The sequence below is a fragment of the Marinobacterium stanieri genome (genome assembly GCF_900155945.1).
Lineage (GTDB): Bacteria > Pseudomonadota > Gammaproteobacteria > Pseudomonadales > Balneatricaceae > Marinobacterium > Marinobacterium stanieri.
In genome coordinates, this window is record NZ_FTMN01000012.1 from 1 (window position 1) to 25,537 (window position 25,537).

Here is a 25,537-nt window from a genome sequence, read left to right on the forward strand (position 1 = left end):
CTGGCTCTGGCTCTGGCTCTGGCTCTGGCTCTGGCTCTGGCTCTGGCTCTGGCTCTGGCTCTGGCTCTGGCTCTGGCTCTGGCTCTGGCTCTGGCTCTACAGTCAGTGTGGGCTCAGGGCTATCGACAGGGGAAGCCTCTTCTGCCGGATCAGCTTCAACCGGGCCTTCTGGAGCCTGCTCAACCGGTTCGTTTTCGGTTTTGGGCTCTGCCTCAGGGGCTTCCAGCTCCGGATCCTGCAACAGGGCTTCGAGGTATTCGAATACAACTTTTTTCTGATCAGCCATGGCTTACTCCTGTCGACGCCGTTCCAGCAGTGTACGCAACAGGCGCGCATAGGCATGCACACCGCGACTGCCCGCATCAAGCGACGACGGTACCAGCCCCTTGAGACTGGCATTTCTGAATTTGGTATCGACCGGCACGACCGCATTGGAAACATGATCCGCATAATGATGATGCAGCTCACGCAAGCTGTTAACGGAGGCCTGGGTGCGGCGGTCATAGAAGGTGGGGACGATGGTGTAGGCCAGTTTGTTGCGGCGTGCCCGATTGATCATTTCGATGGTGCGCACCATACGCTCCAGGCCTTTAAGCGCCAGGAATTCGGTCTGTACCGGCACCAGCAGATGGTTGCAGGCTGCAAGCGCATTCACCATCAGTACCCCCAGTACCGGCGGGCTGTCCATAATGACGTAATCATAATCGGCCTGCAGGTGGCGCAGTGCCTTGGCCACCTGCAGCCCCATGCCTTCCTGTGCCACGGCCTTACGTTCAAGCGTGGCCAGTGCGGTAGAGGCCGGAATCAGCTGGATGCTGTCATGGCTGGTATCGAGAATCAGCTGGCGTACCTGATCCTGCTCCACTTTTACCTGCTCAAACAGGTCATAGACGCTGTGTTCCAGCTCATCAGGGTCATAACGGAAATAGCTGGTCATCGACCCGTGGGGATCCAGGTCGACCAGGAGCACCCGGTAGCCTACCTCCGCCAGAAGACCGGCCAGGGTAACGGCCGTGGTCGTCTTGCCCACACCGCCCTTCTGATTTGCAACTGCCCATACCTGCATCATTGTTGTTCCTGTTCTTGCTCCGGGCTTGCCTGTCGAAACAGAATCCCGGAGTCCGTTTCCACCTGTTCCAGTGTCGGTACCGACGGCGGTTCATCCACACCATCGATCAACAACGTATTTAGTGCATCCTCGCTGATGCGGTCACTGCCATAAGCTTCCACCGCACGCCGTACCTTGTGATCACGTGCTATCACGATCACGATGCGACGGTTGCGCTGCCGCCCCTCCGCCGTGCGATTGCTGTAGGCCGGCTGATACTGGCCATACCCCACCGCCGCCAGACGCTCAGGGGCAATACCCCGTTGCTGCAACAAGCGAACCACCGCAGCGGCACGTGCCGCAGAGAGCTCCCAGTTGGACGGAAAACGCGCTGTGCTGATGGGCTGACTATCGGTAAACCCTTCAACGTGCACGGGATTTTCCGCATCCTGCACCAGTTCAATCACCGGCTGCAAGAGCGCATCCGCTTCAATAACCGGAATGGCATCCCCGCTGGCAAACAGCAGACTGGCATTCAGCTCTATCGCTACCCAGAGGCGGTTGCCACTGACCTGCACCTGCCCCCTGTCGATCTGCTCAGCGAATATCTGTTCGGCTTGCGTCCTGATTGCGTCCAGTTGTTGGCTGACCACAGGATCTGCCGGCTCAACTTGGGCTTCGGGCTCACTGATCGGCCGGGTTTGCCCTTCCAGAATACCCGGCCCCTGGGTTGGCGGTGTCAGTACCTGGCTGCCGCCTTCAGCGCGGAAAATCTGCGACAGTGATTCCGATAGCTGGCGGTACTTGTCTTCGTTCACCGAGGACAGTGCATACATCACCACAAAGAAGGCCAGCAGCAGCGTCACGAAGTCCGCCCAGGAGATCATCCAGCGGTCGGTTTTCAGATCGGTTTCAGGACGGCGTCGGCGCGGCATCACTCGTATCCAGATAGCCTTGCAGCTTGAGCTGAACGCTCTTGGGCCCCTGGCCGTCAGCAATCATCAGCAACCCTTCCATCATCATTTCATGGTAGAGGCTGCGGCTGTCAATCATTTGACGCAGCTTGGCCGCCAAGGGCAGCAGTAGCAGGTTGGCCACGCCAATACCGTAGATGGTCGCCACAAACGCCGTCGCGATGCCGCTGCCCAACTGGGACGGCTGATCCAAACGCACCATCACTTGTATCAAGCCCAGAACGGCGCCAATAATCCCCATGGTCGGCGCATAGCCGCCCATACTTTCCAGCACGCGCGCAGCCTGGTAATCACGCTGCTCACGGGTGATCAGTTCCACTTCAAGAGTGGCTCTGACAGCCTCCACCGGTTTACCGTCTGCCAATAATTGAAGTCCATTGCGCACGAAACGATCCTCCACGGAGGAGGCTTCCTGCTCCAGCGCCACCAGCCCCTTGCGATGAGCCGTTATACACCAGTGGATCAACTGCTGGATGCCCTGATCATGTGACAGCGGCGTGCGTTGTGACAGGCTTAGCAGTTGGCCGGTACGGCGCAGAATCGCAGGCGGGGTTTGCACCATGACGGCCCCCAGTGTACCGCCGAATACAATCAGAGCGGCCGGCAGGTTCACCAGCTGCAGCAAGCTTCCGCCCTCCAGCTGATTAGCGGCAACAATAGCTCCTACGCCCAGCAAAAGCCCGAGCAAGAGCCACATCAGCGCGGTCCCCGATTCGCCAACAGGGGGCCGATGTCCTCCAGTGCCAGTACCGCATCTGCCAGATTTGCATTGACCACCGCCTGTGGCATGCCGTAAATGGTGCAGGTATCCCGATTCTGCGCCCACATGGTGGAACCGGCCTGTTTCAGCAGACGGGCACCATCACAGCCATCCGCGCCCATGCCGGTCAAAATCACGCCCAGCACCTTGCCGGAGTAGGTTTTCGCGGCAGAGGCATAGGTAACATCCACACTGGGTTTGTAGGTCAAACGCTCATCACCGGGCAGAATGCGCACCCGGTCAGTCTGCTTGGGATCAATCATCATCTGCAGGCCACCGGGTGCCAGCAACGCCAGTCCCGGACGCATGCGGTCGCCGTCCTCGGCTTCCTTGACACTGATGTTGCACTGCTGATTCAAGCGCTCGGCAAATACCTGGGTAAAGGTTTTCGGCATGTGCTGCACCAGCAGGATCGGGTAGGGATAATTGGCCGGCAAGGCCGTCAATACCTTCTGCAATGCGGCCGGCCCGCCTGTGGAAGCGCCAATCACCACGAGTTTGCAATCAGGGAAGCGCACGCGGCTTGCCGGCGTTGTAGCCGGGTCATTTTTACCTGATGAAACAGCAGGTGAGGCGACAGGTGGCGCCGTCTCGCGTGAACGCAGCGCGCTCGGCGCAGTGCGTGGAGCCGGGGTGGTGCGCGCACGAGGACTGGAAGTCGTTGCCGAAGTGGTGCTGCGTGGCTTCTCGGGCTCAGGCCTGAACACCATGGTGGTGCCCTTCTCGGCATGCCCCGGGTAGGAACGTTCGAAGGCGGTGCTGCGACGATGTCGACGGCTACGCCCCAGGGCCACCAGACGATCAATCAACTGGCTGCGGACACTGCTGCCCTTGTCCATCCAGGCACGAATATCCTTGGGCAGATAGTCGGCCGCGCCGGCCTCCAGCGCCTGCAGGGTGACGCGCGCGCCTTCATGGGTCAGCGAAGACAGCATCAACACGTTGGTTGGCGCCTCACGCATGATGATGCGTACCGCTTCAATGCCATTCATTTGTGGCATTTCCACATCCATGGTAACGACATCAGGCTTGAGGCGCTTGGCCAACTCCACCGCTTCCTTGCCATTGACGGCGGTGCCTACCACGCTGAGACGGGGGTCATCCTTCAGCATCTCTTCGATGCGATGGCGGAAAAACCCCGAATCATCAACGATCAACACACTTACCGGCATAGTACTTCCTCTGTCACATCCGCCGTACTCAGGTCGATGCGTAGTATTTCAGCAAATTGGGAATATCAATAATCAGTGCAATGCGGCCATCACCTGTGATGGTGGCACCGGACAGACCCGGTGTACCGTGCAGAATGCTGCCCAGAGGCTTGATCACCACCTCTTCCTGACCCACGAGCTGGTCGACAATGAAGCCCACACGGGTGGTACCCACACTGACAATGACCACATGCCCCTGATCAGGCAACTCGGCACCTGACTGCCCTTTCACCAGCCAGCGCTTGAGGTGGAACAGCGGCAGCGCCTGATCGCGCACAATGATTACCTGCTGACCATCGACGATGTTGGTCTTGGTCAGATCCAGGTTGAAGATCTCGTTCACGTTCACCAGCGGCAGCGCAAAGGCCTGACCTTCCAGCACAACCATCAGCGTCGGCATGATTGCCAGCGTCAGCGGTACCTGAATGGCGATACGCGTACCCTGCCCCAGAATGGAGTCGATGCTCAGGGTACCGTTAAGCTGGGTGATCTTGGTTTTGACCACATCCATGCCCACGCCGCGGCCGGACACATCCGAAATCTCGGTTTTGGTGGAGAAACCGGCCTGGAAGATCAGGTTGAAACACTCCTGATCGGTAAGGCGACGGGCGGCTTCCGCATCCATCATGCCGCGCTTAACGGCCAAATTGCGCAGTTTTTCCGGATCCATACCGGCGCCATCATCCTGAATAATCAACAGGATATGGTCACCTTCCTGCTCGGCAGAGAGCAGAACATGACCTTCACGCGGCTTGCCACTGCTGGCACGCTGATCCGGATCTTCGATACCGTGGTCAACTGCGTTGCGCACCAGGTGGATCAAGGGGTCAGCCAGAGCCTCGACCAGGTTTTTATCCAGGTCGGTCTCTTCACCCCGCAACTCAAGACGAACTTCCTTCTTAAGGCTGCGAGAAAGGTCACGAATCAGACGCGGGAAGCGGCCGAATACCTTTTTCACCGGCTGCATGCGTGTTTTCATGACCGAGGTCTGCAGGTCGGCTGTCACCATATCCAGCGTGCCCAGCGCCTTGGCCATCTCTTCGTCTTCACGGGTATTGCCCAGACGTACCAGACGGTTACGCACCAGTACCAGTTCACCCACCATATTCATGATTTTGTCGAGCAGGCGTGTATCAACACGCACGTTGCTTTCGGCAGGTGGTTTATTGGCCTTGGCAGCCGCTTTGCTGGCTGTGTCTTTCGGTTTTTCCGGTTCAGCAACGACGGGTGCCGCGGCGGCGACCGGTTCAACCGGCGCCGGCTGAGGTTCAGGTGCTACCGGGGCCGGAGCAGGTGCGGCCGAGGGTGCTGCTTCATCATGCGGCAGGTGAGCAAAGGCTCCCTGGCCAGACGACTGCAGCTCATCCAGCAGCGCTTCAAACTCGTCATCGGTAATCAGGTCTTCGCCGGTACTGCCCGCCGCCGGTGCGTCACCAGACGCTTCGGGGGTGTGGACCGGCCCTTTACCCGGGCCATGCAGCTCGTCGAGCAGAGACTCGAATTCATCTTCGGTAATCAGGTCATCATCGCCGCCTGACGGGACATCGCCGCCTTCGGCATGACTGCCAGCCAGATCACCCAGCAGCATTTCAAACTCATCACTGGGCGTGTTGGGATTGCTGCTCGCGGCTTCAGCAGGTGCCTGAGGTGCCGGCGCTGGAGGCGGAGCTGCGGGAGCGGGTGCCGGCGCGGCAACCGGCGGCACTTCGCCACCCTTGCCTTCGGCATAGTCCTTCAGCGCCTGCAGCAGCTGGGGTGAGGCATGCTCAGGCTCGTCACCGGCACGCACACTCTCAAACATGGCATTGACAGAGTCCAGTGCCTGCAGCACTACATCCATCAAATTGGCGCTCACGGCCAGCTCGCCATTACGCAGCAGGTCGAACAGGTTCTCGGCCTTGTGGCAGCACTCAACCATTGCGTCCAGCTGCAGGAAACCGGCACCACCCTTAACCGTGTGGAAGCCCCTGAAAATCGCGTTTAGCAGATCCTTGTCATCGGGGCGCTGCTCCAGATCCACCAGCTGCTCCGAGAGCTGCTCAAGAATCTCGCCCGCCTCAACGAGAAAGTCTTCCAGAATTTCCTGATCGACATCCAAACTCATACGGAGCTCCTATCAAAATCCCAGGCTGGAAAGCAGGTCATCCACATCATCCTGGTCACACACACTGTCCCCTTTGCCCGTCGGAAGTTGAGGGCCTTCCGCCCGGATAGGATCATGCTTGTCTTGTTTTTTATTGCTGCTGTCGGGTGTCGCAGGCTCTGCGGTCGGCTCGGTCGTAGCAACATCCGCAGCGGCGGGGCCTTCCAGGTTACTGAGGCGCTCCACCTTGGCGGCCATATCCATCAAACTGACCAGCTGGCCTTCCACCTGGGTTACCAGTGTGATGACACGGCGAATCAACTGCCCGGTTATGTCCTGTACCCCCTGGGAGACGAGGATATCGGTCAAGGTTGTACGCAGTTCTTCAATGGTTTTCTCGGATTCGCTCTTGAGCTTACAGGTACGGTCATAAACTCCGTCCAGAGCCTTGAACTCGCCTTCAAGCTGACCTACCAGAAGCAACAGCTCCTTGAAGCGCCCGCTCTGCTGGTCCAGTTTGTCCACCAGGCTGAGTGAGCGGTCGACCCGGTCCATGGTTTCATGGGCGCTTTTCTCCGTCAGCTCGATGACATAGCTCAAGCGGTCGGATGCATCCCCCATGGCCGACTGTACGTCGACTTCTGCCGTGGGCATCTGCCCGCCGACATCACTGGAAAAGGTTTTGATTGCCTCGTGCAGGCCGCGTGTCAGATGTCCTACTTCGTTGTAGAACACCTGGTGCCGAGCGAACTGCAGCTCGTTGATCAGCCCCATGGCCTCCGGCAGATTACCGGCTTCCAACTCGGACACCAAGGCTTTGGCCCTATCGCGCAGGAACTCGTCAAAACCGTTGAAATCCACTTTGCTGGCCGTTTGCGCTGCCATCTGCGACTCCCCGCTAACGCCTGTTAGCCATCAATACGTTCAAAGATCTTGTCGATCTTTTCTTTCAGCACGGCGGCGGTGAAGGGTTTAACAACATAACCGTTCACACCTGCCTGTGCCGCAGCGATGATCTGTTCACGCTTGGCTTCAGCCGTGACCATCAGCACTGGAATCTGTGCCAGGGATGGATCGGCGCGCACGGTTTTCAACAGGTCGATACCGGTCATGCCGGGCATGTTCCAGTCGGTAATCAGGAATTCGATATGTCCCTGCTGCAGAATCGGCAACGCCGTCTTGCCATCGTCTGCTTCTTCCACATTGGTAAAGCCGAGATCGCGCAGCAGGTTCTTGATGATTCGTCGCATCGTCGAGAAATCATCTACGACAAGAATTTTGATGTCTTTTTTCAAGACACTTCTCCCAGTTCAAAAACATCTTTCAGAGTTGTCCGCCGATGGCTTGCGCCATCTGACGCTCAACGCCAATCCTTCAGCCGGCCTCTAAGCCGGAGGGCTGCCTGACTGTGAATCTGGCTGACGCGTGATTCACTGACACCCAACACCTGACCGATCTCTTTTAAATTCAGCTCTTCGTCATAATACAGCGACAGAACCAAACGTTCACGTTCCGGCAGACGACCAATGGCATCAGCCAGCGCCTGACGGAAACCGCCATCTTCATGTTGCAGCCCGGGTCCCGGGTCTGCCGCTTCAAACTGGTCGCCAGGCGACTCGTCCGAAGACTCGGTCAATTGATCATAGCTGAACAGACGACTATCGACCGAGTCCTGCAACAAGGCATGGTAGTCGGTCATGGTCACCTGGAGCTCTGCAGCCACTTCCGCATCGGTGGCATCGCGCCCGGTACGGTGTTCAATCTGGTTGATCGCATCACTGACACGACGCGCATTCCGGTGCACGGAGCGCGGTGTCCAGTCGCCCCGACGCACTTCGTCAATAATGGCGCCACGGATACGAATGCCGGCAAAGGTCTCAAAACTGGCCCCTTTACTGGCATCGTAGCGCCGAGCAGCTTCCAGCAGCCCGATCATGCCGGACTGGATCAGGTCATCCAGAACAACGCTTGCCGGCAGCCGCGCCATCAGGTGATGGGCGATACGCTTAACCAGCGGCGTATACTCCTGAATCAGTTCCTGGCCTGATTTAAACTCCAATTCGTTGTACATACACGCTGCTATCAGGGAGCTCTTGTACCCTGGACAAGACGCTCAACAAAAAACTCAAGGTGTCCGCGGGGGCTGTTGTTAACGGGCCAGCCATCAACCTTGTTGGCCAGCTGCCGATATGCCAGCGCAGCCTTGTCCCGGGGGTATGCCTTGAGAACCGCCTTCTGTTTCTGCACGGCCTTGCGTACCGTCTCATCATAAGGGATTGATCCCAGGTATTGAAGCGTCACATCAAGGAACCTGTCGGTAACTGTCAACAGTTTGTTAAACATGCTGCGTCCCTCGGACTCGGTTCGCACCATATTGGCCAGCACACGGAACCGCGTCATCTGGTAGTCGCGGTTGAGCAGTTTGATCAACGCATAGGCATCGGTGATCGAGGTAGGCTCATCGCATACCACCACCAGCACTTCCTGCGCCGCCCTGACAAAGCTGACGACCGAATCCGATATGCCCGCCGCAGTATCGATTACCAACACATCCAGCTCATCGGCAATATCGTTAAAGGCATGAATCAGCTCGGCGTGCTCGTGCGCGCTCAACGCCGTCATTTCCTGGGTACCCGATGCTGCCGGTACAATCCAGAAATTCTCACCGGCGCTGACCATCACATCCTTGAGAGTAGCCTGACCGGACAATACGTCCGCGATATTCTGCTTGGCTCTCAGCCCCAGCATCACATCCACATTGGCCAGCCCCAGGTCAGCATCCATCAATACGACACGCTGATTCATTTCGCTCAGGGCTGCAGCCAGGTTCACGGAAACGTTGGTCTTGCCAACACCGCCCTTGCCACCTGTGACTGCTATTACTTTTACCGGGTGGGTTTGCTTCATCCAACGACTCCTCAACCCGCCCTGAACAGGGACGCCGCCCCGTCATCCGAATGACCCGACGCTTTCTGCGCCGTGACAACTGCTCGACTGACCAGGTCGTTCCGGCTGGCGATACCAATATCGTCCGGAATTTTCTGCCCATCGGTGATATAGGTCACCGGCAGCTGTTTTTCCACCGCCAGTGTCAACGCCTCACCCAGACTACCCGATTCATCCGTTTTACTGAGCACACAGCCGTGCAAGCCTAACGTAGAGTAGTTGTCATAGGCGCTGCGCATCAACTGCTGCTGACTGGAACAGGACAGTACCAGCAGTTTTTTCAGCCTTAACGTGACGCCTGACAACATCTGCATCTGCAGTTGCCCCTGAGGGTCACTGGCATTCATACCCGCCGTATCGATCAATACCAGGCGCTTGTTTCGCAAGCTTTGCAGCACTTCTTCCAGACTGTGGCTTTCATCGACCACACGCACCGGTACATCGAGGATACGGCCAAAGGTCTTGAGCTGCTCATGTGCCGCGATACGGAAGCAGTCCGTGGTTACCAGTGCCAGGCTGGAACTGCCATGCTGGAGCACATGACGCGCTGCCAGCTTGCCGATGGTGGTGGTTTTGCCCACCCCGGTGGGACCGACAAAGGCGATCATGCCACCGCGCTCAATCATCTCTTCGCCCAATACCGGCAAGGCGTCCGACAACCTCGACAAGGCATTACGCCAGGCCTTGTCCGGTGACAGGTCCGGCTCGACGCCACTCATCAGCTGGCGCACCAGCGCCTGGCCCAAACCCAGCTGCTGCAGTCGGCGTACAACCAGATTATCCGCACCTGCCGTGTCTGGTTGAGAGGAGTACACAGGATTTTGCGCTGGCGCGGGGGTGGGTTGTGCATTTTGCTGGAGCAGAGAGCGCAGCTCCTGAATCTCGTGCTGCATGCTTTGCAACAGGCTGTCATCACCGATAGATGCCGTGTCCTGATGCGGCGGCTCATCCATCGGCAAGGATGCCGGCTCACGGGCCGGCGGCCTGGCGGGCGGGCGCTGTTCTTCCAGCTCGCGACGGCGATTTCGACTGCGCAGCGACTCCAGAATGGAGCGAAGATCTTCATCATCTTCGTCATCAATCTGGCGGTTGGCATTGCGGTCTGCGGCCGGAGTAGGCTCCGTCATGCGACGGCTGGCTTCAGCGATACGGGCGCGGGTCTTGTTCAGCTCGGCCTCAAGGGCCGCATTGCGGCTGGCCTGCTCCGACTGGTGTGAGTGCCCTCCGGTGAGGATACGTACCTGTTCCTCACGACTGGAGCCGCCCGGTTTGGCTGCGGCAGCGCGGTTACGCTTGAGTTCCGCCTGCGCTGCCTCGTACTCATCTTCACGCGCAGCCACGACCTCCACCCCACCGGCAACGCGATGGTTGGAAATGATGACCGCATCGGGTCCGATCTCTTCACGCACCCGGCGCATCGCTTGTCGCATGTCCGGTGCAAAGATGCGTTTGACTTTCATATGCTTCCCTTATCGGCAGCCAGTCGCCAAACCCTAGCCATTTTGTCCACCTACTGTGGCCACGATGGTGACTTTCTTGTTTTCAGGGATCTCCTGATAGGAGAGTACATGAATTTGGTGCTCACCATAACGCACAAATTTCGCCATCAGGGGACGCACCGGGGCCGCAACCAGCAGTACCGACGGCTTGCCTGCCATCTCCTGCCGTTGCGCTGTTTCAGCTAGGGATTTCTGCAGACGCTCAGCCATACCCGGCTCCAGCACCATGCCTTCATCCCCCTGGCCCTGCTGCATGGAGTTGAGCAGCATCTGTTCAAGTGCCGGTTCAAGGGTTATCACCGGCAGATCAGGATCGGAGCCATTGACGGTCTGAACGATCAGACGCGACAGGGCCACACGTACCGCCGCCGTCAATGCCAGCGGATCCTGGGTACGCTGCACCGCCTCGGCCAGCGCTTCGGCAATGGAACGGAAATCTTTCAGCGGCACCTGCTCCATCAACAGGTTCTGCAATACCTTTAACAGCGCACTGATCGACAGCTTCTTCGGAATAAGCTCTTCCACCAGTTTGGGACAGGACTTGGTCAGCAGATCCAGCAACTGCTGCACTTCCTCATGCCCCAACAGCTCATGCGCATGGTTCTGCATGATCTGGTTGATATGTGTGGCCACAACCGTGCTGGCATCGACCACCGTGTAACCCAGTGTCTGCGCCTGCTCTTTCTGGTTCTTCTCGATCCAGACCGCATCCAGACCAAACGCCGGATCCTTGACGGCAACACCCTTGAGATCGCCGAACACCTGCCCCGGGTTAATGGCCAATTCACGGTCAGGGTAGATCTCGGCTTCACCCGCAATCACGCCCATCAGGGTCACGCGGTAAGCCCCGGGCAGCAGATCCAGGTTGTCGCGGATATGCACCGAAGGCACCAGGAAGCCCAGATCCTGTGACAGTTTTTTGCGTACCCCTTTGATACGACCAAGCAGTTGACCACCCTGCATTTTGTCCACCATGGGAATCAGCCGGTAACCCACCTCCAGGCCAATCATGTCCACCGGCATGACATCATCCCAGCCCAGTTCGCGCTGCTCTTCAGCAGGCTGTTCGGTTTCAACCGTCTGTTCCTGTTCTGCCGCTTCCGCAGCTGCCGCCTGGCGCTGCATTTCACGGCGATGAATCCACCAGGCACCACCGGCTGCCAGCGCTGCCAGGCCGATAAAGGCGATGTGCGGCATGCCGGGCACAATGCCCATGATAAACAGTATGGCAGCCGCCACGCTGAGCGCACGCGGGGAGGCAAACATCTGGCGGAACACCTGGGCACCCATCGCTTCGGACGAGTTGGCTCGGGTCACCATCACCGCCGCCGCAGTAGACAGCAACAGAGACGGAATCTGTGCAACCAGGCCATCACCGATGGTCAGCAGCGAGTAGTACTGCAGTGCCATATCAAAGCTGAGGCCGTGCTGAACCATGCCGATACCCAGACCGCCCAGCAGGTTGATCACCAGGATCAAAATACCGGCCACGGCATCACCGCGCACGAACTTGGACGCACCGTCCATGGCACCGTAGAAGTCGGCTTCCTGAGTTACTTCCTGACGCCGGGAGCGTGCTTCATCCTGATTGATCAGGCCTGCATTCAAGTCTGCATCTATGGCCATCTGCTTGCCGGGCATGGCATCGAGGGTAAAGCGGGCACTTACTTCGGAGATACGGCCGGCACCCTTGGTCACAACCACGAAGTTGATGATGACCAGAATCAGGAACACCACGATACCGACCACATAGTTGCCGCCCACAACTACATCACCGAAGGCTTCGATCACCTTACCGGCTGCATCACCGCCCTCATGACCAAACAGCAGCACCACACGGGTCGAGGCCACGTTAAGCGCCAGTCGCAACAGCGTTGCCGCCAGCAGGATGGTGGGGAAAACGGCGAAGTCCAGCGGCCTCAGGGCATAGATGCTGACCAGCAGCACCACAATCGACAGCGCGATATTGAAGGTAAAGAACACGTCCAGCAGAAAGGGCGGCATGGGCAGGGTGACCATGCCCAGAATAACCAGCAGCAGCAGCGGAATACCCAGATTCCCCTGTGTCAGGCCACGGACATTGTTCAGGATAACCTCGCGCTCCACTTCCCCTCCCGAGCGTCAAAAAAACGACAGATGTAGCCTTGATGGCAGCTTAAACAAACTGCCAAGGATAATAATGGGTGATAATGATGTTTTTCTGACGATTAACCGACACCCAGCAGGGTATTATGCAAGATTCCAGCCAGATTTACTCGGATTCCGGGTCGGCACGCAGGTCTTCAGGAATTTCGAAGTCATCTTCATGCAGCGGCTTCGGCGCTTCTTCCAGGTGCTGGCGTGAACGTTTGAGCTGAAACACATAAGCCAATACCTGGGCCACGGACTTGTAGAGGCCCGCCGGAATCTCATCACCGATCTCGCTGTTATGATAGAGCGCCCGCGCCAGTGCTGGAGCCGAAAGCAGGGGCACATCGTGAGCTTCGGCAACTTCACGAATTTTAAGCGCCACAAAATCTGCGCCCTTGGCAATGACACGCGGGGCACCACCACCCTGCTGGTCATATTTCAGCGCTACAGCGTAGTGGGTGGGGTTGGTAATCACCACATCCGCTTCGGGCACTTCCGACATCATCTTGCGCTGGGCGATTTCACGCTGCAGCTGACGAATACGGCCTTTCACCTCGGGCTTACCCTCGGTGTTTTTCATCTCGTCCTTCACTTCCTGCATCGTCATCTTCAGCTTCTTGTTGTAGTCATACAGCTGAAAAGGCACGTCCACCAGGGAGATGATGATGAGAGATAGACTCATGACCAGAAAGGACCAGCCGAGGATCTGCAGCGAGTGCGCAACTGCCGGCTCCACGGCTTCACGGGCCAGCGCGATCAGGTCAGGCCGGTCCAGCCAGAGCACCATGATGGCAAAGGACCCGACCAGCAGAAACTTGGCAAGCCCCTTCCCCAGCTCCATCAGTGCCTTGAGAGAAAACATGCGCTTGAGACCACTGAGCGGATTGATGCGACTGCCTTTGGGCTGAAGCGCCTGCCCACTGAAATTCCAGCCGCCCAAGGCAATCGGGGTCAGGAGCGCCGCCAGCAAGGTGAGCAGGAAAAACCCCCAAAGACTGAAGAAGCCTTCGTAAAGGGCTTCTCCGAGATGGGTAAACATGCGCGAGGTATCAAACACATCCTGCCGGTCCAGGGTGAAGCTTTCTCGCATCACGCTCATCATGGTAAACGCCACATCTTCGCCAAACAGCAATCCTGCAGCCGCTGCAGACAGCAGCAAGGCGGTTGAGCCCAGTTCACGAGAGCGCGGAATATCGCCTTTTTCACGCGCCTCTCGCAGGCGCTTCTCCGTTGGCTCTTCTGACTTTTCCTGACCTGTCTCTTCTGCCATCTCAGCGCCCTGCCTTCAGCAATTGCGAGATATTTTCCAGCGCCTCAGCCGAGAACGTCTGGTAGTGGCTGAAGAAGCCGGACAGACTGGCCCAGACAATGAACAGGCCCATCAACATGGTGAAGGGAAAGCCGATGGCGAATATGTTCAGCTGGGGCGCCGCCTTGGTCATGATGCCAAAGGCAAAGTTCACCACCAGCAGCGCGGTGACTGCAGGCAAGGCCATCAGCAAAGCAGCCATGAACAGCCAGCCACCCGACAGGGCGACTTCCCAGAGGGTAATACGACTGACACCATCCAGCCCGACCGGCACCACATGGAAACTTTCCACCATGATCTCAATCAGCACCAGGTGGCCATCCATGCCCAGAAACAGCAACATCACCAGCATCAGATAGATCTGCGAAATAATCACTACATTGACGCCGTTGGCGGGGTCGGTCATGGAGGCAAAGCCCAGACCCATCTGCATCGCCATGATCTGGCCACCCGCAACAAAGCTCTGCAATAAAATAGTGGCAGCAAAGCCCAGCAAGCTGCCCAACACCACCTGCTGAGCAATAATGACCCAGCTTTGCAGTGAAATGGGATCAAATACCGGCATCGGCGGCAGGGAAGGCAGGATCAGGATAGTGACGATCAGCGCCAGCCCCAGACGAATACGGGCCGGCAACATCTGGGTGCCCACAATGGGCATGGCCATGAAAAAGGACATCACGCGGAACAGCGGCCACAAAAAACCACTGACCCACTGTTCAATCTGCATCAGGCCAATATCCATGTCAGGCCTAGGAGATCAAACGCGGGATATTGAGGAACATATAGTTGAACAGGTCCGATATCTTGGTCACGATCCATGGACCTGCCCACATAACGGCCAGCAGCGTCACGATAAGACGTGGCAAAAAGCTGAGGGTCTGCTCGTTGATCTGGGTCGCGGCCTGAAACACGGAAATCATCAGACCCACGGCCAGCGAAGGCCCGACAATCACGGCAACAATCACCACGATCAACCAGAGCGCCTGGCCAAACAAGTCCAGTATGATGCCCGGATCCATATGCCCTCCGCTACATTCCGAAACTGGCGGCCAGGGTACCGATCACCATCGCCCAGCCATCTACCAGTACAAACAACATGATTTTGAATGGCAGCGAGATGATGATGGGAGACAGCATCATCATACCCATCGCCATCAGGACACTGGCCACCACCAGGTCGATGACCAGGAACGGAATGAACAGCATAAAGCCGATCTGGAAGGCTGTTTTCAGCTCACTGGTGACAAACGCCGGTATCAGGATAGTAAAGGGCAGATCTTCGGCATTTTCCACTGGCGGCGTATCCGAAATGCGCATAAACAGATTCAGGTCACTTTCCCGCGTTTGCCGCAGCATGAACTCATGAAAGGGCACCCCGGCGGCCCGAAATGCATCCTCGGGCCCGATTTCCTCACTCATGTAGGGCTGGACAGCGTTGGCATTCACCTCTTCCAGCACCGGCGACATGATGAACAGGGTCAGAAACAGGGAAAGGCCAATGATGATCTGGTTGGACGGTGTTTGCTGCAAACCCAGCGCCTGCCGGAGGATCGCAAATACGATGATGATACGAGCGAACGAGGTCATCATCATCAACATTGCCGGCAGGAACGTCAGCAACGTCATCAGCGCCAGGATCTGGATCGTGACGCTGTAGTTGGTGGTACCGTCTTCGCCCGTGACCAGTGTCACGGCCGGTATGCCGGTTTCAGCCCAGGCAGCAGGTGCCAGCAGGCATAGCAGTGGAATAAGGCCAAGCCATCGCATCAACGCTCAGCTCCACGCGACAGAACCTGCTGCAGGCGCTCGGCAAAAGCTGCACCGCGTATTTCTGCGCTGTCCAACACCGGCTCATCAAACTCGACCAACAGACTGACACGCCCCGGCGCCACGCCCAGCAGCATCTGCTGCTCACCCACCTGTACCAATACAGCACGTTCACGCTGCCCCAGCGGCAAGGCGGCCAGAACTTTCATGCCTTGCCCGCCAGCCGGCACGCCATTGACGCGGCGGACCAGCCAGGCCAGCAACAGAATCAAGCCAACGACCAGCACCAGGCCCATGCCCAGCTGCCCAATGGCACCCCAGGACAGCGGATCCGGCATGGAGGGCCGCGCAGCGGCTGCATTCTTGGCCACACCCTCTTCAGCCGCCTGGCTCAGCACCGGCAGCAGACATAACAGGGCACAGCTGATACGGGCAAGAATCATTTCAGACGACGAATCCGTTCCTGAGGGCTGATAACATCGGTCAAGCGAATGCCGTAGCGGTCGTTCACCACAACGACTTCACCGTGGGCAATGAGCGTGCCGTTCACCTTCACATCCAGCGGTTCACCGGCCACACGATCCAGTTCGATCACCGAGCCCTGGCTGAGTTGCAGCAGGTTGCGAATGGCGATTTCGGTGCCGCCCACTTCCATTGTAAGAGTGACCGGAATATCCAGAATGACGTCCAGCTTGGGGTCATTAATGGGCCGGGAATCATCCTTCAGCTCATCCAGCTCAACCCCCTGCGCAGGTGGCGCACTGGGTGCCGCCTGTCCCTGAACATCATCCAGCAGCGCATCAGCATCGACACCGGCATCGCCGGTCTGCTGCTCAAGTGCCGCAGCCCACTCGTCTGCGAGCGCCTGTTGATCCTGATCGTTGTTTTCGTCACTCACGTTTTACTCTCCGCGCGCCGGTCAGCTATTGCCCGGCTGCTTGATGGTATCTTTGATTTTAACGGCCAGATTGCCACGTGAGGTCCCTAATTGACACTCAAACATGGGTACATTGTTGGCCTTGAGCTGCAGGCTGTCCGGCAACTCGATGGGGATAATATCGCCGGCTTCAAATTCCATGACATCACGCAACGTCATCTCACGCTCGGCCACACGCAGATCCAGCTCCAGCGTGGCCATCATGATGTCACGCCGCAGGGCTGACAACCAACGCTCGTCCATCTGCTCTTCGGTGGTTTGCACACCCGATACCAGCAGGTCTCGGATAGGTTCGAGCATGGAATAGGGCATGGTGATATGCAAATCCCCCGAGCCCCCTTCAAGATCCACCTGGAAAGAACAGACTACGACCACCTCGGTCGGGTTAACCGCATTGGCCATGGCCGGGTTCACTTCGTGCCCCACATGCTCAAACTGCAGGTGGGTAACCGGCTTCCAGGCTTCCTGCAAATCCTGGAACAACTGCTGCAGGGTACGGTGCACCACACGGGTCTCGGTGGGTGTAAACTCACGCCCTTCGATCTTGGCATGGCGGCCATCACCACCGAAGAACTGATCCACCAGTTTGAATACCAGACGGGCATCCATGATGAACAGCGCCGTTCCCCTGAGGGGATGTACCTTCACCAGACTCATACTGGTCGGTACATAGAGCGTATGAATGTAATCCCCGTACTTCATGACCTGAATGCCACCCACGGTGACATCAGCGGTACGGCGCAGCAGGTTGAACAGGCTGATACGGGTATGGCGGGCAAAACGCTCGTTGATCATTTCGAGCGTAGGCATACGCCCACGCACGATACGCTCGTGACTGGCTAGGTCATAGGTGCGAATACCATCGGCATCTTCGCCACCCGCATCATCCTCGGTTTCAACATCTCCGTCGTCGACACCGTGCAGAAGTGCATCGATCTCGTCCTGGGAGAGCAGATCCTTGACCGACATCCGGCCCCCTACTGCATCACGAGGTTAGTAAACAGAATCGTTTCGATCCCGGGCTGGCCCATCTTGTCCTGCATGATCGACTGCACCATGGCGGTCGCTTCAGCACGCAGGGCCTTTTTGCCTTCAATGCTCTGCAGTTCTTCAAAGTTTTGTGTGGAAAACAGGGCATTCAGGCGCGACACTATGAGCGGCATATGCTTTTTCAGGGCCTCATCGACCAGCGGATCACGACTCTTGGCCTCAACAAAGGCCTGCATGTAATGGCGTTTGTTGTCAGCGGACTGCAACGTCGCGACAAAGGAAGGCTTACCCTCGAGGGTACGAATCTTGGTATAAATGGCTTCACGCTGAACCGGCTCGGCACTGGCCTCGGCGGCCGCCTCTTCCTCACCGGGCATCAGGAAAAAGTATGCTGCCCCTGCACCACCGCCCAGCAGCAATACAGCCCCCAGAACGATCAGGATAATAAGCTTTTTCTTTGAACCCTTGCCTTCTTCAGGCGCTTCATTGTCTGCCATTCATGCCTCCGTAAAACTGTGCCTTATCCCTGATAACAGGGTAATATAACACACTGTTTTTGGGGCTGAAGACTTCAGGCGTAGTAGTCGACCAGACCCACCGCGACGGCACTGCCCGGCAGCGACTCAGAATCCAGCTCACCAGTGCCTCCGCCGGCATATCCACCGGTTCGCCCCTCGGAGCCACCGCGGCTGTCAGAGCCCTGTCCATTACTGGACGAATCATCCGAGATGGCGCCTTCACTCAGCTCCAGCCCCTGTTCGGCCAACATTTCGCGAAGCCTGGGCATCTGTTGTTCCAGAGCATCTCTCACTGCGGGGTTAGGGCTGGTAAAACTGACACTGATCTGGTCCTGTCCCTGAACATGTACCCTAATCTGCATGGAACCCAGCTCTGGCGGGTCCAGCTGGATTTGGGCGCTGCGCGGGCCATGCTGAGCCATCATGATCATGCGCTCGCCTACCGCCTGCCCCCAGCGGGGTGTCAGCAACTGCGGATGCGCATTGAACAGTTGTTGAGCCTGGGCCTGGGCAGCCTGAGGGTTACGCGGCTGAGCCGCCTGCGTATTCTGGGTGGTACCTGACTGGGTACCGGAGTCCTGTCGCTGACTGCCACTGTCACCGCTCTCTGACCCCATACCGCCGGCACCACCGCCCCCAGTGTTCAAAGCACTCACATCCACTCGACCGCCGGCTTCAGCGCCGCGTACCTGAGCAGGATCAAGCTGAGCCTGTCGCGCCGATGCGTTGTCAGCAGGGACGGAAGGTGCAACCAACTGCGTAGGGGCTCGATTCTCGCCACTGCCTTGCTGGGTCTGCTTTGCCTGAACCGCATCCTGACTGGCCAGGATAGTAACAGGGTCAGGCGCCGCCTCAGCACCCGCTTGGGCGGTTGCTGCCCCATTGGCTGCAGTTTGAGACGCCGGGGTAGCCGATGCCGAGGTTTGCCCGGCACTCACGGGCACCTTGGCATCTCCTTCAAGTGTTCCAGCCTGACCACCCTGTGCTGTTTCAGCATTGGCCGTTCCACTCAAGGGATGGGGCTGGGCAGATGCGTTATCCACCGCGCCATTGGCCGCAACCCTTGCTTGCGCCTCTACACGCGCCTGCTCGGCTGCGCTTGCAGGTAGCTGAGTGCGATTCTCACGCCCCTGATCTTCTGGAGATATTCCGGGTTGTTGAGTCTGAGTTTCAGCCATTAGCGACTGAGCCTTGGCAGCAGTTTGCTGCTGAGTCGCTTGACGTGCATCTTGCTGAGCCTGGTTGCGCAGCTGTGACTCTGTCAGTTCCTGCTGGCCTGCCTGCTTTTGTTGAGCGCTCTGCTGAGCCTGCTGTTTTGTACGCTGCTGAGCTTGTTGCTGAGTTTGCATCGCCTGCTGCTCAGCCGTTTGCTGAGCTTGAGCCTGCTGCTCAACCTGAGTCAGCGCCTGCTGTCCCGCTTGCGTTTGAGCAGCCAACTGCTGCTGATTCAAAGCAGACTGTTCAGGAGCATTCCCGTTAACACCCGCCGCTCCGGACGCTGCATTGGTGGCTTGAGTGCTTTGCTGAACCGGTCGAGACTCTTGAGGTGGCTGCTGGCCCGCCGGCAGCTGTGCAGATTGCACTTGGCCCGATACGGTAGATGTGGGCTTGGTGTCGGTTGTTTGCGCCTGACCAGCGGCACCCTGAACAGAAGCCTGTGCAGTCCCCGCTTGCGGAGGCATACCATTCAGGTTGCCGGCATCCTGTTGACCCGTTTGCACATCAGCAGCGGCTGCGCCATCTTCAGTATCCGCCTCCGCGCTATCCACCGGCAATCGGCCTGGCAAGTTTTCGCCCTCGGCAGGCAAAGTCTGGCCGTTTGCCGCCACTTTGCCCTGTGCTTGCAAGCTGCCCTGAAACAGCAGTTGGAAACTGCCGGGAGCCGCGCCCTGAGCGCCAGCAGCCATGCCATTGACCGGCGTCTGCATTGAACTGAGATCAAGCAAGGAGGGACTGGTTTGACTGGGTGCTTTAACAATGGCCATGCGGGACTCCTGGTATCCGATAGCCAAGTAAAAGCAATTAAGATGCCAACGTTAGATATATTGCGGCCTGCGATGCTGGGAACGTTCGTCGATTTCCTGCTGCAGCTGCTTGTCAGCCTGACGCACTTCGGTTTCACGCGCCTTGCGAATCAGCTCTTCAATGCCCTTCTCCTTGGCATAGGCCTGCTGCCAAAAGGCACGTACCTGCTGCAACTGGTCCCGCGCCTGCACCAGCGCCTGTTCTTGTACCTGGATCGTTGAGTTGATCTTTTGCAGGAAGGATTGCTGTGCGTGCAGGGTACCGATATTCATGCCCTGCTGACCCACCTGGGTATACTGCTGCTGGTATTCCCCCAGGTATTGCTGCAACTGATCAATACCGCGCTCGCCCTGCTCGACCCGCTGCTGGGCTTCGGCAAGATAGCGCTCGGCTTCACGGCGCTTTCGCTCCGCCACTGCCAATACCACTTCCAACCTTTGAGATCTTGGTTTCGCCATCCATTACTCCTGTATCAGGGTACCCGCCGAATGCCCGGCTGCCCTGCTTTTGGCTGCGCACCAGCCTGGGCATTGCCCTGCTGCGGCGGTGTACTCATCACCATGGCCAGCGCCTGCATGGACCGTTGCAGGGGCATGGGTTCATTCATGCTCTGCTGCAAATAAGCCTTGATGGTCGGCATCATATCAATGGCACGGTCGGTTTCAGGGTCGCTGCCACGGGCATAGGCCCCCACCGAGATCAAGTCGGCATTCTGACTGTATCGTGAGTACAGGCGTTTGAACTGCAGTGCCAGACTCAGCTGGGAATCATCCACAATCTGCGGCATGGCACGGCTGATCGAGGCTTCGATATCAATGGCCGGATAATGCCCCTGTTCTGCCAGGGAGCGAGCCAACACCACATGCCCATCCAGAATAGCACGCGCCGAGTCGGCCACTGGGTCCTGCTGGTCATCCCCTTCCGTGAGCACCGTATAAAAGGCGGTAATGGAGCCACCACCCGTCTCGCCGTTACCGGCACGTTCCACCAGCTTGGGCAGCTTGGCAAACACCGATGGCGGATAGCCCTTGGTGGCCGGCGGCTCTCCCACGGCAAGCGCGATTTCACGCTGCGCCTGGGCATAGCGTGTCAGCGAATCCATCAGCAGCAGTACATTTTTACCCTGGGCACGAAAGTATTCGGCAATTCGCGTGGTCAGCTGCGCCGCGCGAAGGCGCATCAAAGGGGAATCATCGGCCGGTGAGGCCACCACGACCGAGCGCGCCATGCCCTCAGCCCCCAGGCTGTGATCGATAAATTCACGCACCTCGCGGCCACGCTCGCCAATCAAGCCCACGACAGTGATCTCCGCTTCGGTAAAGCGCGTCATCATCCCCAGTAAGACCGACTTACCGACACCACTACCTGCAAACAGCCCCAAACGCTGCCCCCGGCCCACCGTCAGCAAGCCGTTAATGGCGCGCACACCCACGTCGAGAGTTTGTTCTATCGGGTGACGGTGCAGCGGGTTGATGGTTTCGCCGGACAGCGTCACCAGATCATCGGGCGCCAGCGGCCCTTTACCATCCAGCGGCCGCCCTATGCCATCGATGACACGCCCCAGCAGACCGAACCCGACCGGCACCAGGCTGGCACCGACTCGCGGGCGCACGGCCGCACCGGGGGCAAGGCCATCTACGCTGTCCAGAGGCATCAGATAGATGCGATCACCGGCAAAGCCGACCACTTCCGCTTCCACCTCACCCTCGTCCTGCAACGACACCAGGCAGTAATCTCCCAGCGCCACTTTGAGCCCTACGGCTTCCAGGGTAAGGCCGATCAAACGGGTAACCCGCCCTTCCACTTCCGGGCGCGGCGATTCGTAATCGATATGACGGTAGCGGTTGAGACGGTGAGCCAGATCCGGCATGAGACAGCCTCGTTATTGGGAAGAAGAATCGGGCGTTTTGATCAACCGGGCTCGCAGCTGTTCCGCTACCTGAGCGAAACGCTGCTCCACCTGATAGTCGACGCGGCAGTTGCCACTTTCCAGCACACAGCTACCCGGCTCCAGCTCGGGGTCAGGTTTGAGCTTAAGTGCCAAATCACCCAACAGCGGTTCCAGCGGTGCCACCTGGTCCGGCGCAATACGCAGGCTGAGACTGCCTTCACCCTCGGGCAGCTGTTCCAGAGCGTCATGGACACTGCGCGCAAGCACGTCAATATTTTGACTAAGCTCTGCCTTCACGGTGGCCTGGGCAAGCTCGATCACCAGATTCACCAGCGCCTCTTCCAGCGCCTCCCGCTCGTGTTCCAGCGGCTTCTGTAACAACTCGATGAGTCCATCCAGGCGCTGCAGGCGTTCATTTATCTGCGCCTGTCCCGCTTCCAGTCCCTGTTGCAGCCCCTCCTGGTAGCCTTGCTCACGCCCCTGGGCCATGCCCTCGGCATGCCCTTCTGCCTGACCTTCACGGCGGGCTTCTTCACAGATCTCTTCCCACTGCGTAAGCGTCAGCTTTTCGGCAAAAATCTCTTCTTCAACGACGGAGACATCGACATCTTCGAGGGGGGATGGCGGCTTGCGGGCCAGTGCCTGTACCACCGGGGCTTCACCGCCCACATCAGGGGGCAACCAGGGCTTTACGGCATCCGCGTCACTGGCACGGATACGTATGGGCTGATCCTTTTTCATCAGATCATCTCTTCACCGGAGCCACCCAGCATAATCTCGCCATCATCGGCCAGACGGCGTGCCACGGTAAGAATCTCTTTCTGTGCCTCTTCCACTTCAGACACGCGTACCGGCCCCTTGGCTTCAAGGTCGTCACGCAACAGTTCCGCGGCACGCTTGGACATGTTCTTGAACACCTTCTCCTGCAGCGCATTATCTGCACCCTTAAGTGCCAGCACCAGGTTGTCGGTGGAGATTTCGCGCAGGATCACCTGAATGCCACGGTCGTCCACATCAATCAGGTTGTCGAATACGAACATGAGATCGGAGATTTCGGTTGCCAGGCCTTCGTCGTTGTCGCGAATACCATCCATGAGTTCCGCCTCCAGGTTGGAGTCGAGGAAGTTCATGATATTGGCGGCAGAGCGCACGCCGCCGAGGGTACGCGACTGGCTGGCCTTGCTGCCGGTGAACTGGGATTCAAACATGTCATTGAGCTCCTGCAGCGCCTGCGGCTGGATACGATCCAGCGCGGCAATACGCATGAGGATATCAAGACGGGACTTTTCATCGAAGTAGGTCAGTACAACCGAGGCCTGATCCGGGTCAAGGTAGGCAATCACGACCGCCTGAATCTGCGGGTGCTCATATCGCAGCATCTCCGCCACCTGGCGCGGGTCCATCCAGCGCAACGTGTCCAGACCCGAGGTGTTGGTACTGAAGAGAATACGGTCGATCAGTGTTTTGGCTTTCTCTTCACCCAGCGCCTGATTGAGCATGGCGCGGATATAGCGGTCATTGTTGATACCAATGCCGGTCTGGTCACTGACCACGTTCATGAAGTCAGCCACTACCGCTTCAACACGGGACTGGGGCACATTGTCGAGCTGGGTCATGGCCTCGCCGATCTTCTGTACTTCCTTCGGCCCCAGGTGCTTGAGGATTTCAGCGGCATCAGACTCACCCAGGCTGATCAACAGAATCGCTGCTTTCTGGATGTCGTTCAGTTCAGCATCACTGCTCATTATCGATTACCCACTGACGAACGGCCTGGGCCACTTTTTCCGGATCTTCCGCAACCATACTGCGGATGGCATTAAGCTGATAATCAAAACTCTCATTGGGCGTTGGCAAAATGCCGCGATCGCCGCCGGTACCCAAAGTAACCTTGTCCTCGGATACATCAGCACCTTCCAGGCCTTCCAGGTCTGCCGAGATTTCACCCGCCGGCCCCAGTGAGACTACATCCTTGGTTTTACCGGCATCGGCCAGACTGCGCAGGATGGGGCGCAATACAAAGAATACCAGAATCAGGACAAACAGCGCGGCCATCACCTGTTTAAGCAGATCCCAGAACCAGTCCTGCTCCCAGATGGCAGGATCTTCCATGCTAATCGGCTCGTCCGGTACAAACGGCGAGTTGATCACGGTCACGCTGTCGCCCCGCACCGCCGAGTAACCCACGGCATTGCGTACAAGGGTTTGCAGCCGCTGCAGCTCGTTTTCCGACCAGGTCATGCGCTGAGCTTCGCCGCTTTCAGGGTTGGTCGTCGTCAAATCATCCACCACGACAGCGACGCTAAGACGTTTGATCACGCCAGTTTGGTGACGGGTATAACTGAGAGTGCGGTCCAGCTCGTAGTTGCGCACCGCCTGCTCACGGCTGGAGCCGGTACCTGTGGCGCCGGCAGCATTGGCAGCGCCAACCGTGCCGGGCTCGATCTGCTCGGGAACTTCATTCGGGCCTGGCGGCTGGTTGGTCAGCGCACCAGGCACACCTCGGGCCAGCTCACCCGCGGCACGCTTTTCTTCCAGCGTTTTCTCACTGCGCAGGGCCGGCAGGTCCGGGTTATAGATTTCATCGGCCTGCTCTACCTGGGTGAAATCAATATCGGTGGATACTTCTGCACGGAAGTTACCCAGCCCGACCACCGGCTGCAGAATGCTGTTGATGCGGTTAACCAGGGTCTGCTCGACCTGACGGGTGTACTCCAGCTGCTTGGCCGCCAGCACCACATCTTCATCCTGATCGCGAGTATTAAGCAGACGCCCCTTCTGATCCACAACGGTGACATCATCCACCGCCAATTCAGGAATGCTGGACGCGACCAGATTGGCAATGGCCGCAACCTGATCACGGGCCAGAGTACGGCCGGAAAACATTTCGATAAAGACAGAGGCGCGGGGTTTGCGCTGGTCGCGCACAAACACCGACTCCTTGGGCAAGGCCAGGTGCACGCGAGCGGACCGAACCGCCAAAAGACTGCTGATAGTACGTGCCAGCTCACCTTCCAGGCCACGCCGGAAGCGCGCATTCTCCATGAACTGACTGGTGCCCAGACCCTGTTCCTGCTCCAGCAGTTCAAAGCCAACGGTCTTGTCAGCGGTAAAACCCTCGGAGGCCAGTTTCAGGCGCGCCTGGTGCACATGCTCTTCCGGTACCAGAATGGCGCGGCCGTCGGTATCAAACTTGTAGGGAACGCTGTACAGCTTGAGTTGCTCGATGACTTCATTGGCATCGGCAAAGTTGAGATTGGAGAACAACACCCGATAGTCAGGCTTTTGCGACCAGAGCACCACGGCAAAACCGATGGCAATACTGGCAGCCAAACCGATCATAAGACCGAGCTGCCGCAGGATGCCCAGGCTATTGAAGCCGGTCATCAGACTGCCCTTGCCGCTTAATTGTGCTGCCGTGTTATCCATTCAATCCTGACCGCTGCCGAGTG

At 58.1% G+C, this 25,537-nt stretch carries 25 protein-coding genes and 1 pseudogene; all 26 read right to left on the minus strand.

All coding sequences use genetic code 11. The annotated features are described in order from the left end of the window. A pseudogene (locus BW956_RS19835) lies at window positions 1–286 on the minus strand (hypothetical protein); the annotation flags it as partial. Between the two features lie 3 nt (window positions 287–289). After that, the gene (locus BW956_RS19840; RefSeq protein ID WP_076465952.1) at window positions 290–1,066 is read right to left on the minus strand and encodes a ParA family protein; all 777 of its coding nucleotides are present in this window, start codon (window positions 1,064–1,066) and stop codon (window positions 290–292) included. Continuing rightward, entirely contained in the window at window positions 1,066–1,983 is a 918-nt protein-coding gene (gene motD, locus BW956_RS19845; protein ID WP_076465710.1) for a flagellar motor protein MotD, read from the minus strand. Before motD ends, BW956_RS19840 begins: the two co-directional genes overlap by 1 nt. After that, complete coding sequence (locus BW956_RS19850) at window positions 1,961–2,719, minus strand: flagellar motor protein (protein WP_076465713.1); 759 nt, start codon at window positions 2,717–2,719, stop codon at window positions 1,961–1,963. Before BW956_RS19850 ends, motD begins: the two co-directional genes overlap by 23 nt. Further along, entirely contained in the window at window positions 2,719–3,954 is a 1,236-nt protein-coding gene (locus BW956_RS19855; protein ID WP_076465716.1) for a protein-glutamate methylesterase/protein-glutamine glutaminase, read from the minus strand. Before BW956_RS19855 ends, BW956_RS19850 begins: the two co-directional genes overlap by 1 nt. A 28-nt stretch (window positions 3,955–3,982) precedes the next feature. Beyond that, window positions 3,983–6,097: a chemotaxis protein CheA gene (locus BW956_RS19860; RefSeq protein ID WP_076465719.1), complete on the minus strand. Its 2,115-nt coding sequence runs from the start codon at window positions 6,095–6,097 to the stop codon at window positions 3,983–3,985. A 12-nt stretch (window positions 6,098–6,109) separates the two neighbouring features. After that, window positions 6,110–6,961 carry a protein phosphatase CheZ gene (locus tag BW956_RS19865; RefSeq protein WP_076465721.1) on the minus strand — a complete coding sequence of 284 codons (852 nt, stop codon included), beginning with the start codon at window positions 6,959–6,961 and terminating at the stop codon, window positions 6,110–6,112. Between the two features lie 23 nt (window positions 6,962–6,984). Then, the gene (cheY, locus tag BW956_RS19870; protein ID WP_076465724.1) at window positions 6,985–7,371 is read right to left on the minus strand and encodes a chemotaxis response regulator CheY; all 387 of its coding nucleotides are present in this window, start codon (window positions 7,369–7,371) and stop codon (window positions 6,985–6,987) included. Window positions 7,372–7,436: 65 nt separating this feature from the next. Then, window positions 7,437–8,147, minus strand: coding sequence for an RNA polymerase sigma factor FliA (locus BW956_RS19875; RefSeq protein ID WP_076465726.1), 711 nt, complete (start codon window positions 8,145–8,147; stop codon window positions 7,437–7,439). Between the two features lie 11 nt (window positions 8,148–8,158). Continuing rightward, complete coding sequence (locus tag BW956_RS19880) at window positions 8,159–8,983, minus strand: MinD/ParA family protein (protein WP_010325332.1); 825 nt, start codon at window positions 8,981–8,983, stop codon at window positions 8,159–8,161. A gap of 11 nt (window positions 8,984–8,994) precedes the next feature. Then, on the minus strand, window positions 8,995–10,482 hold the full coding sequence (flhF, locus tag BW956_RS19885; protein WP_076465729.1) for a flagellar biosynthesis GTPase FlhF: 1,488 nt from the start codon (window positions 10,480–10,482) through the stop codon (window positions 8,995–8,997). A 33-nt stretch (window positions 10,483–10,515) separates the two neighbouring features. Continuing rightward, complete coding sequence (gene flhA / locus BW956_RS19890; protein ID WP_076465732.1) at window positions 10,516–12,627, minus strand: flagellar biosynthesis protein FlhA; 2,112 nt, start codon at window positions 12,625–12,627, stop codon at window positions 10,516–10,518. A 145-nt stretch (window positions 12,628–12,772) separates the two neighbouring features. Next, on the minus strand, window positions 12,773–13,921 hold the full coding sequence (gene flhB / locus BW956_RS19895; protein WP_076465735.1) for a flagellar biosynthesis protein FlhB: 1,149 nt from the start codon (window positions 13,919–13,921) through the stop codon (window positions 12,773–12,775). A 1-nt stretch (window position 13,922) separates the two neighbouring features. Continuing rightward, the gene (gene fliR, locus BW956_RS19900; protein WP_083703166.1) at window positions 13,923–14,687 is read right to left on the minus strand and encodes a flagellar biosynthetic protein FliR; all 765 of its coding nucleotides are present in this window, start codon (window positions 14,685–14,687) and stop codon (window positions 13,923–13,925) included. 22 nt (window positions 14,688–14,709) lie between these two features. After that, complete coding sequence (fliQ, locus tag BW956_RS19905) at window positions 14,710–14,979, minus strand: flagellar biosynthesis protein FliQ (RefSeq protein ID WP_010325327.1); 270 nt, start codon at window positions 14,977–14,979, stop codon at window positions 14,710–14,712. A 10-nt stretch (window positions 14,980–14,989) separates the two neighbouring features. Then, complete coding sequence (gene fliP / locus BW956_RS19910) at window positions 14,990–15,727, minus strand: flagellar type III secretion system pore protein FliP (protein WP_010325326.1); 738 nt, start codon at window positions 15,725–15,727, stop codon at window positions 14,990–14,992. Then, window positions 15,727–16,170, minus strand: coding sequence for a flagellar biosynthetic protein FliO (gene fliO, locus BW956_RS19915; RefSeq protein ID WP_076465741.1), 444 nt, complete (start codon window positions 16,168–16,170; stop codon window positions 15,727–15,729). Before fliO ends, fliP begins: the two co-directional genes overlap by 1 nt. After that, the gene (fliN, locus tag BW956_RS19920) at window positions 16,167–16,625 is read right to left on the minus strand and encodes a flagellar motor switch protein FliN (RefSeq protein ID WP_076465743.1); all 459 of its coding nucleotides are present in this window, start codon (window positions 16,623–16,625) and stop codon (window positions 16,167–16,169) included. The genes fliO and fliN overlap by 4 nt, the downstream gene beginning before the upstream one ends. Window positions 16,626–16,646: 21 nt before the next feature. Then, window positions 16,647–17,633, minus strand: a complete 987-nt coding sequence (gene fliM, locus BW956_RS19925; RefSeq protein WP_010325322.1) for a flagellar motor switch protein FliM — start codon at window positions 17,631–17,633, stop codon at window positions 16,647–16,649. An 8-nt stretch (window positions 17,634–17,641) separates the two neighbouring features. Beyond that, window positions 17,642–18,151, minus strand: coding sequence for a flagellar basal body-associated FliL family protein (locus BW956_RS19930; protein ID WP_010325321.1), 510 nt, complete (start codon window positions 18,149–18,151; stop codon window positions 17,642–17,644). Between the two features lie 74 nt (window positions 18,152–18,225). Continuing rightward, window positions 18,226–20,157: a flagellar hook-length control protein FliK gene (locus BW956_RS19935; protein ID WP_076465746.1), complete on the minus strand. Its 1,932-nt coding sequence runs from the start codon at window positions 20,155–20,157 to the stop codon at window positions 18,226–18,228. Window positions 20,158–20,208: 51 nt separating this feature from the next. After that, window positions 20,209–20,655, minus strand: coding sequence for a flagellar export protein FliJ (fliJ, locus tag BW956_RS19940; RefSeq protein WP_076465749.1), 447 nt, complete (start codon window positions 20,653–20,655; stop codon window positions 20,209–20,211). Window positions 20,656–20,669: 14 nt separating this feature from the next. Further along, complete coding sequence (gene fliI, locus BW956_RS19945; RefSeq protein ID WP_076465751.1) at window positions 20,670–22,067, minus strand: flagellar protein export ATPase FliI; 1,398 nt, start codon at window positions 22,065–22,067, stop codon at window positions 20,670–20,672. 12 nt (window positions 22,068–22,079) lie between these two features. Next, window positions 22,080–22,829: a flagellar assembly protein FliH gene (locus BW956_RS19950; protein WP_076465754.1), complete on the minus strand. Its 750-nt coding sequence runs from the start codon at window positions 22,827–22,829 to the stop codon at window positions 22,080–22,082. Then, window positions 22,829–23,833 carry a flagellar motor switch protein FliG gene (fliG, locus tag BW956_RS19955; protein WP_010325316.1) on the minus strand — a complete coding sequence of 335 codons (1,005 nt, stop codon included), beginning with the start codon at window positions 23,831–23,833 and terminating at the stop codon, window positions 22,829–22,831. Before fliG ends, BW956_RS19950 begins: the two co-directional genes overlap by 1 nt. Then, a complete protein-coding gene (fliF, locus tag BW956_RS19960) occupies window positions 23,823–25,514 on the minus strand; it encodes a flagellar basal-body MS-ring/collar protein FliF (protein ID WP_076465757.1) in 1,692 nt (563 codons plus the stop codon). The genes fliG and fliF overlap by 11 nt, the downstream gene beginning before the upstream one ends. Window positions 25,515–25,537 lie beyond the last annotated feature (23 nt).